This is a genomic window from Proteus hauseri (assembly GCF_040139125.1).
GTDB classification, from domain to species: domain Bacteria; phylum Pseudomonadota; class Gammaproteobacteria; order Enterobacterales; family Enterobacteriaceae; genus Proteus; species Proteus hauseri_B.
The window spans coordinates 1-8,694 of the sequence record NZ_JBEEUB010000019.1 but is presented as its reverse complement, the minus strand read 5'-3'; the positions used below and the strand labels follow the sequence as shown (position 1 = coordinate 8,694).

Sequence of the window (8,694 nt, the reverse complement as noted above, 5' to 3'; positions counted from 1 at the left end):
ATGAATAGCTGCTGCGAAATGACTATAAAAAAACAAAGGACTCAAACAGGCTAATATTATTTTTTTCATCACGAATCCTTTAGGGAGAGCGAATGATCCGCTCATCCCTTATTGCATTAATAAAATATATTTCAAAACTGGAAATCTATTATTGGAAGTCGCCTTCCCAAGTTGCAGTAAACTGCACTCTTACATCACCATCCCAGAAACCATCGGCTAAATCTGAGAATTTAACATCTGCGCCGGCTTGTTCAGCAGAAGCGATGTTAAAGGTGAATTGACCTTGTCCGCTTACACGTTCTTTACCGTTGTAAGCGCCTTCTTGTGCTAAGAAGTCCAGACCTGCGGTGGTGCCAGCAGCAACGTCAACCATAGTGGTGTCTGCAGTTTTAGTTAATGCAACGCCATTCCACTTAACGCCAACAGTTAATTCACTGTCATCCGCTGCGCGAGTTAAGGTGTCGGTGATAACTTTTGAAGTCAATTTAAAGTCAGTGGCTTTTTCTTGACCTTGGATTGTGATGTCGAAAGCACCATCTTGAGTATTAAAACCTTTAATACCTTCAGCGTAGTTGAAAGTTAATGATTTTAATGGGGTAACAACTAACATACTTTGAGTATCTTTAATTGCTTTCGCATCCCATGAAGCTACAGCTTGTGCTTTACGAGTGTCTGCTTGAGCAAGGGTAGTTGCACCCATAATAGCAACAGCAAGAACGGCTAATGTCAGCTTTTTCATACCTATATCCTTTAATGATTATCTATAATAGAGCGGTTTTTCTTTCAATTATTAGAGAAAGAATTTTTATATCTTTATTAAAATTCCATTGATAAAAAACTACTTATTTAAAATGAAAATAAAGCTAACTTTCATTTTAAAGAGATAACTCTCATTGTTTTATTTGATTATTTAATAATCTAATTGTGATTTTTATTTCTTTTCTTTTATCTTATTTCGATAATTAACCATATCGTGGTTATGAATTATTTTTTTCTGGGGAATAACCATGAAATCTATTATTTAAGTTATTCATATTTAATAGAGTGCATTTACGTAAAGTATCTTTACTTAACTAAACTTAACTAATAAAGAGATATGTGTGGATAAGATAATTCCCATAGCGGTTTATACTGAAAATACAACTCATAAGATGTCCTAACTACTTATTGTGCTTTACGTACTCTTGTGGCGAGTTGATTGCTAAAAATATAAATTACTCTTATTAATTGTTTTCTGTAATTGCTATAGATTCTATCTATTTTTGTTGTTATATAAATTTTAACTTTTTTTCATACCTAGTTTTTAGGTTTAAATTCTTATTTTAAGCTGTTTTTTGAATGTTTCATAAATTTTAAACTGGATATATTAATTAATAATAAGTGTAGTCTTATATCGATATTCGTTATTTGTTGGTGATTATTTTAATGTCTTAATTGGATTATTTAATAAAGATATAAAGTGTTCATAATAAAAATATGATATTTTTATTTTCTATTTTTATATTAGTAAATGATTAATATTTACACTTTTTAATTTCAATTGATTTAATTTCATTTTAAAATATAAAATAGAGGAAATTATTATTGTTAAAATAAAGTTAAATAGTCATGTCTTATTTTAAATATCTTAAAGACATGACTATTTAATTAATTTGCAGATGCTGGAAGGGAGAGTGAGCTTTGGCTTGGTTCTAATATGACAATCTGGTTATGTTTTATTTTTAGTAAATCTTCACCTAGTTTAACCAACATAAATAATTGTGCTTCTGAGGCAATTATTGCGCTATGAGAACGATGTTCACCCTTGGCAAGCGCAATGCCAAGAATGCTATCTCTCTCTAGTGTTATAACGGTTGAGGGAAATAGCTCTTCAGCAATTAAAATAACAGGTTGTGATGATTTAAAAGAAGGTTTTACTTTATGTTGTAAATGGTAAAGCACTTGGTTGCACAAATCACGTAAATCAAGTTCACGAGCGCGAATATAGGGATCATGAAGATCACGATAAGTTTGTGCGCGTATTTGCATTTCATTAAACCAAGCTTGTTGTGTGCTCAGTTTGCCACTTTTTATACGTTCAATGACAGATGTTATTAATTCATCATCATCTAACATCATAATATGGCCATTAAAAATGGCACCAATGTGTTCACCTATCTCGTTGTTTGCTTTTTTGGCATAGCTTTTTAGATTTTTAATCGTTTTTTTAATCGCTTGGATTAGCTGTTCGGTTTGTTCTTCAATACTAAGTGCTTCAGTCACTTCTTCAGATGGAAGAAGTTGTGTTTCATGCCAGATAAAAGCAGGCGCTTTAATTGATGTGGGGGGAACTAATACACCATGTAATGTCACTTTTTCTAAAGAAGAGGCTAGATCTTCACCAAAGCCATTTTCAGCTAACTTAAGAAATGCGGCAATGGCTTCATCTTCTTGCTCGCCAGAAGCAATTAAGATGATTTCATCTCCTTTACGAATTTGTATGAGTGATAACTGATTTAGGCTTAAAGGATTAATACGACGATCACCTTTAATTAATTGATAATCAGCTTGAAACGTTGACAGTAATTCGACAAGTGTTGCCGCTGGTCTAACATGTAATCCATGAGGGTTACGTATCACCCAACGCGCTTCTTTACCGTGTATTTTGGCGGGCAAAGTGAGATTACTTTGAGGCGGAGAGAAATTTTCACCTAATTGAATTCTTTTGGGATATAACGACTGCGAAGCTTCTTCTAGCACTTTTTGTAATGAAGCGCCTGAAGATGCGGCAACAACAGCGGCTAATGTACCTTCAACTAAGGGTGCGGAACAGAGTGTCACTTTTTTAGCTAACTCAGGATCGAGCAACTCGAGTGCGGTTTCAGTGCTTAAAATAGCACTGCCTAAATCCATCATCACGACAATAGATTGTGCATCGGCTAACGACTCAATCGCTGTCATGATTTTTACAGCGTCAGTGCCTATAACATGCTCTTCATCATTAATACCCGCTGCAACGGCAAGTCGGCAATGGGTCGGATTAAGCATTTGGTTAGCAAGCTCTGCAACACCTTCAGCAAGATGCTTGCTGTGCGAAACAATAACGATATTAATCATAATTGACCTTATTTTATCCTATTGTTCGTTGTGTATTACGCGTTAAGGCTATTCACCAAGGCTTGCATTATAAGTACAACAGAAGCGGCACCAGGGTCTTTATGCCCAATACTACGTTCACCAAGATAGCTGGCACGTCCTTTTCTTGCTTGCATTGGGATCGTTTTTTCAGCGGCTTGTTGAGCTGAAGTGTAGGCTTGTGTTATGGCTTCTTTTATCGTTAAATTTTGCTGATTAGCTTGTTTTAAAGTCTCAATAACTGCCCACCAAACATCACACATGGTTTTATCATTAGGTTCGGCTTTGCCTCGGCTAACAATACCTTCAACACCTTCTTTTATCATTTCATTGTATTGAGTCAAGTCTAGCGCTTGCAGTGATGCAGTTGGTTTTGCTGCCCGAATAAAAAAGGTGCCAAATAAAGGACCACTGGCACCACCGATATTAGATAGCAGTACCATACCTGTATTTTTAAGGATAAAACCAATGTCTTTATCTGCCAATTCGGGTAATTTCTCTGCGACTTTTTTAAAACCTCTATTCATATTTAGCCCGTGGTCAGCATCACCAATTTCACGGTCTAGATCAGTCAGATAATCACTATTTTTTTCAAAAAGTTCAGCACATTGTTGTAGCCAGAGAATAATCTGCTTATTTGTTAATACCATTTTTTATTCCTTTTTTATCTGTATAAATCGGCTATTTAACCATTGCAGGTGTAGATACAGGGGCATCCCATAATGTGAGTAATTCGTTATCTACCTTTAATAAGGTAATGGAGATACCAGACATATCTAATGAAGTGCAATAAGAGCCAATTAATGAACGTTCAATGGTTAAGCCAAATTTTTCACAGCATTCGCCGAGGTGGTGGTAAACACCATGAAGTTCAGATAAAGGAGTGGCACCAAGGTTGTTAACAAGTGCAATAACTCGATCACCCGCTTTTAGTGGTGATTTAATTTGAGTTTCTTCGATCCAAGCGCCTTCATCACGATCCCAGTGTCGGATCGTGCGTTGATAATGACCATTTTCAATTAAGGTATTAAACATGGCATCAACGGTATCGTTAAGTGAGGTAAATTTACGACGATCAATGCCCGGTTCGCCATGAATACCTACACCAAATTCCATTTCATTTTCAGGGAGTGTAAAAGAGGGTTTTCCTGCTGCCGGAACAGTACAAGCTTCTAAAGCGATACCAATTGAAAAGCCGTTATTGTTAATCTGATGACCAAGTTTGACTAATTTATCTAAAGAGTCACCTCGTTCAGCTGCACCACCAAGTAACTTTTCCATTAATACCGTATTTGCTACACCACGACGTCCTGCTGTATATAAACTGTCTTTTACAGCAACATCATCATCAACAAGAACAGAGGCAATTTTGACGCCATCATCATGTAAAAGCTCAGTTGCCGTTTCAAAATTAAGCACATCACCAGTGTAGTTTTTCACTATCATCAATACGCCTTCACCACTATCAATGGCTTTAGCACATTCATACATTTTATCTGGAGTGGGTGAGGTAAATATTTCACCAGGACAAGCCCCATCTAGCATACCTTTACCAACAAATCCGGCATGCATAGGTTCATGACCACTCCCTCCGCCTGATAAAAGCGCGACTTTTCCTTTTACTGGAGCATCCTGACGTGTGACGTAAAAAAGTGAAGGGTGAAGTTTAATTTCAGGATGAGCTTTTGCAAAACCTTGCAATTGTTCAGATAAAACATCATCAACACGATTAATAAGTTTTTTCATCTTAATGCTCCATTTGAAATATGTACTTAGCCTAAAAGTGGAAAATTGAATTTTCCATATTGGTTCTGTGCTTTTTTGATTAGAGACTGAATAGAATGATGACTTTTTAGCAACGCAGTTGAGCTGCCTGCATAAACATAAGGATTATTTTTTGTTTGGGTTAAAAATGAATCTACATCATTTATGTTTTTATAAGAACATGATAGTCAAATAACCTGCCAGAATGGGAGCAAGATCATAAAATAACGGAGAAATAGAGAATTATGAGAAAGGATCAAACACCTTGTAATAGTGCTAATGCTTTTTCTCGCTGTTCTGGAGACAAGTTTTTTATCACGCTTAACAGCAGCGCATCTTTGTTTTTTGCGCTAGGCATTAATGTATGACTAAAGGTGAGGTTTAAAACAAAGGTGTGCCCACACTCAGGATCACTACATGCACAATAGAGATCTGATAACTCTTTGTGTTTTCTATTGCTTTTTTTTACCATCGCTTTTTCACCACATTCTGGACAGAAAATTGTTAATACACGCATGCTGTTTTTCTCTTTCTTATTCTTTATTCAATAGATCCTATTTTAGCTCAAGTTTGTATTATAACTAGTACAATTATTGTTTTTTTAAATTTCCTTTTGTTTTAAGTGGCTTGAGTAGCTATATAACAAGTTAAATTGTTATTTTTACTACAAACTATTCGGCTATATTCGGTTAATAGCGCTTAACCGAACTTAACCGAACAAACTTACTGGCGTAAAATACAAACATTATAGATAATAGCTTCACACTAAATCACTCAGGAAAATATGCAACATATTGAATTTATTTGTGTTTAGTTTATTGTTTTGATGGTTGTGTGATGTGAGATAAAAAATGGATAATTTATCTTAGATTAACAAGAAATTTAGTAGAAATATGATTGAATAGATCATTGTTTGTCACAAAGGATATTGTATATTCCAAAACAAAAGGAACTTGGATTATCTCAACGACGGTTATCTATTCAGTAACACAAGGATGTGAATTGCTGCGAATTTCATACAGATTATCTGATTGATACTGGGAGGTGAGCGTTCTTTTACAGTGTTAAATACGGTAACCAGATAGCAGTACGTTAAAACAGTGGATGTTGATAACGGCAATAGAAGAGCAGATGCATATGGATGTGCATCTACTCTTCAACCTATTATTAATGAATATCTGGACCTGTCCACTCGGCAAATACGTTGACATATCCGCTGGCTTCTACTACCCCTAGCCAATCCTCACCTTCTAATGAAAACAGCGAAGTGCCTTCATTCATTGGAAATGAGAGTTGCAAATCAGTGCGATAAAACGAACCATCTAAGTGATAAGGATGAGGCCATGTAGTTTGTGTCCATAATGCATCTTTAAGATCTACCGGGGCATTATTACAAGCGCTTCGTGCTGATATCTTCTGCCCATTTTGGCTGGTATAAGAGAGATAAGCTGAAAAGGGCACATGCATTTTTTTATCTTTTGAGGCAAAAATACAATAAGGTATGCCTCTTATCATCTGGGTTGGACCTTCAACAGAGGCGGTAATTTTATCGGCTTGGCGAAAAGCACTGGTGGTAATAGTGTAATCAAAAATTAACGGTGGCGCTTTATCGCCGACTTTACCTTCACGATAAGGTTTATTCACTAAATCTTTAGAGACAATACTCACACCATAATCACGTGGTTTAATAATAATGGTATTAGAAGGGGTAAATTCATAAAAGCCAGATTGAGGTACTGCTGTATTAGTGAAACTAAAGGTAAATAAATTCTGACTTTTTGATAAATCAACATTATTTGAGATTAACTTCTTAAGAAAACTTTTCTTAAAGTGTACATAAACACCACCATCGCCAGTTTTCATTAATAAAGGCACAGATGTTGTGTACGAATAATAGTAAAGAGGCGGAGCACCTGCTGCTGAAAGGTAAATATCAGTAGCGGCTGGTGTGAATTTTAATGTTGTGGTATCGACTTTCATTGATAAATACATGGCAGGGAATGCAGTACCTGAAAAGTGATAATCAACCATTTTGCAAATAACTTCATCTTTACCTAAATCGCAAAATTTAGAACCTAGACCTAATATGGCATTACCTTCGCTATCGACAAAAATCTCTTGTAATGCATTCGTTGATTTTAACTTAATGTGACCGTCTTTGGTGATGGCAAAACTTTGTTCATAAACTGTACCTTTAACAGAACGACAGGTTTGCCCTAGTGCAGGGTTATAGTCGTTTTTGGTATAGCAGGAAAAGTAATTAAAAAGCTCAATCGCACCAACAGGAAGTTGCCGCATATACTGATAAAACGAGTCAGAAAAAATACCTCGAGGAATACCCGCTTCACCACCATGGGTATTCATATAAGCACGGTACATACCATCGTTAAGGATTTGTTCAGGTCGTTGTACACTATCAGCAGGGCAATCTTTATAAGTTCGCCAACAGCGGTTACCAATAAAGGGCATTTTAATTGGCGAGTTTTCTAACCAAATATCAAAGTAGTTATAAAGAGGAATAGAACCAACATAGCCCATATAGCCCAAACTCAGTTGACTGGTTGCACTGTATTTGGTAAATACGTTTGCTCCACTAAAGCGCGGATCGGTTGCTCTAGGGGTAATAAAGTACTCATTATCAATATTATTTTCGATAAATACGATGCTGTTTTTATAGGTGACGGCACTATAAGAGAGTGTAGAAAAAAGTGTCAGCATTAAAAATAAGCAAGTTTTAAACATAACAATAAATTCCTTTAATCTCGACTCGCTAAAATAGTTTGAGGATCACAAATAATATCCCCTACCCATAACACGCCTCGGGCTGAAGAGAGATCCAATTCTGCTTCACACACTTGTTTATCATCTTGTTGCAATGAAATAACGGGATAACGTTTATCCACGTCCATGGCAAATTGTCCTTGTGCGTCAGTTTGAGTACGACCTATGTGGTTACGTACTTGCGCACTGGCTAACAGCGTGCCGTCTGGCGCTTTCATGCGACCAAACACCGTCACCATCTGCTTTAATTCAGGTTGATGAACCGCAACGTTACCAGGATAAAGTACCACATTTTTTACCCGTCCTGAGGCGATATCAAAGCTGTCTTCACTATTTTTATCGTTCAGTAATTCAACTTTGTAAGTGCCATACGGCGATAACGGAATAAAGTTATTATTACCGGAAAGAATAAAGCGTTGACCATTCACATTAGCCGCAATATTTCCTTTGCCATCAATGCCAGTTTTCACTATCACCCCCGCCGTCTCTTGTTTACCACTTGCTGAGAAATTCATATCGCTGTAAGCAAATGAACCTCTGGCGGTTAACGTGGTATTAAAGCGATCATTGTTAGGGCGATTCATGGTTAACGTACCAGTACTGTATTTGGTATCAAACATGCCATAGCCATTGACGGCAAAATCGCTGTCAGTGCCATCTTTATCATGTAAAAGTGTCGAAACAGACAGTCCCGCACTGCGGATTGCCGAATCTTCAAAGTTTTTCGAGGCGGAAAGTTCGCCACGCACATTACCGTTACTTGAAGAGACACCGGCACTGAGCCAAGTGGCTAATGGTAAAGAGAAATCGAGGGTGATGTATTTTTCATTGGTGCTGTTTTGGTTATCGTAATGATAACGCTGAACACCGGCGCGTAAACTCATTGAGCCATAACGTCCAGTATAAAGAGACGTTGAATATTCGAAGCTTTTTGATTTGTTTTTATCACGTAAATCTTTGGTGTAAGAGTAGGTAAATGAGCCAGCGTATTCCCAAAATTGCGTGAAATTCAGCGTGGTACCAAACGAGTAGTTA

The 8,694-nt window shown here is 36.7% G+C and carries 7 protein-coding genes; all 7 read right to left on the bottom strand.

Going from position 1 to position 8,694, the window contains the following annotated elements:
- Window positions 1-148: 148 nt before the first annotated feature.
- Window positions 149-739 carry a common pilus major fimbrillin subunit EcpA gene (gene ecpA / locus ABN099_RS18765; RefSeq protein WP_349465912.1) on the bottom strand — a complete coding sequence of 197 codons (591 nt, stop codon included), beginning with the start codon at window positions 737-739 and terminating at the stop codon, window positions 149-151.
- A 908-nt stretch (window positions 740-1,647) separates the two neighbouring features.
- Complete coding sequence (dhaM, locus tag ABN099_RS18760) at window positions 1,648-3,096, bottom strand: dihydroxyacetone kinase phosphoryl donor subunit DhaM (protein ID WP_349465911.1); 1,449 nt, start codon at window positions 3,094-3,096, stop codon at window positions 1,648-1,650.
- Window positions 3,097-3,131: 35 nt separating this feature from the next.
- On the bottom strand, window positions 3,132-3,764 hold the full coding sequence (gene dhaL, locus ABN099_RS18755; protein WP_349465910.1) for a dihydroxyacetone kinase subunit DhaL: 633 nt from the start codon (window positions 3,762-3,764) through the stop codon (window positions 3,132-3,134).
- A gap of 31 nt (window positions 3,765-3,795) precedes the next feature.
- Window positions 3,796-4,860, bottom strand: a complete 1,065-nt coding sequence (gene dhaK, locus ABN099_RS18750) for a dihydroxyacetone kinase subunit DhaK (protein WP_349465909.1) — start codon at window positions 4,858-4,860, stop codon at window positions 3,796-3,798.
- Between the two features lie 274 nt (window positions 4,861-5,134).
- Window positions 5,135-5,395, bottom strand: coding sequence for an ogr/Delta-like zinc finger family protein (locus tag ABN099_RS18745; RefSeq protein ID WP_064721085.1), 261 nt, complete (start codon window positions 5,393-5,395; stop codon window positions 5,135-5,137).
- A gap of 650 nt (window positions 5,396-6,045) precedes the next feature.
- The gene (locus tag ABN099_RS18740; RefSeq protein WP_349465908.1) at window positions 6,046-7,620 is read right to left on the bottom strand and encodes a fimbrial protein; all 1,575 of its coding nucleotides are present in this window, start codon (window positions 7,618-7,620) and stop codon (window positions 6,046-6,048) included.
- Window positions 7,621-7,634: 14 nt separating this feature from the next.
- Window positions 7,635-8,694 (bottom strand): CS1-pili formation C-terminal domain-containing protein (locus ABN099_RS18735; RefSeq protein ID WP_349465907.1); only part of this gene is annotated, 1,060 nt, incomplete at its 5' end.

What these genes read in the sequence shown, in the direction of transcription:
- dhaM (WP_349465911.1), bottom strand. Translation starts at nt 3,096, where the DNA reads ATGATTAATATCGTTATTGTTTCGCACAGCAAGCATCTTGCTGAAGGT.
- dhaL (WP_349465910.1), bottom strand. Translation starts at nt 3,764, where the DNA reads ATGGTATTAACAAATAAGCAGATTATTCTCTGGCTACAACAATGTGCT.
- dhaK (WP_349465909.1), bottom strand. Translation starts at nt 4,860, where the DNA reads ATGAAAAAACTTATTAATCGTGTTGATGATGTTTTATCTGAACAATTG.
- ABN099_RS18745 (WP_064721085.1), bottom strand. Translation starts at nt 5,395, where the DNA reads ATGCGTGTATTAACAATTTTCTGTCCAGAATGTGGTGAAAAAGCGATG.
- ABN099_RS18740 (WP_349465908.1), bottom strand. Translation starts at nt 7,620, where the DNA reads ATGTTTAAAACTTGCTTATTTTTAATGCTGACACTTTTTTCTACACTC.
- ecpA (WP_349465912.1), bottom strand. Translation starts at nt 739, where the DNA reads ATGAAAAAGCTGACATTAGCCGTTCTTGCTGTTGCTATTATGGGTGCA.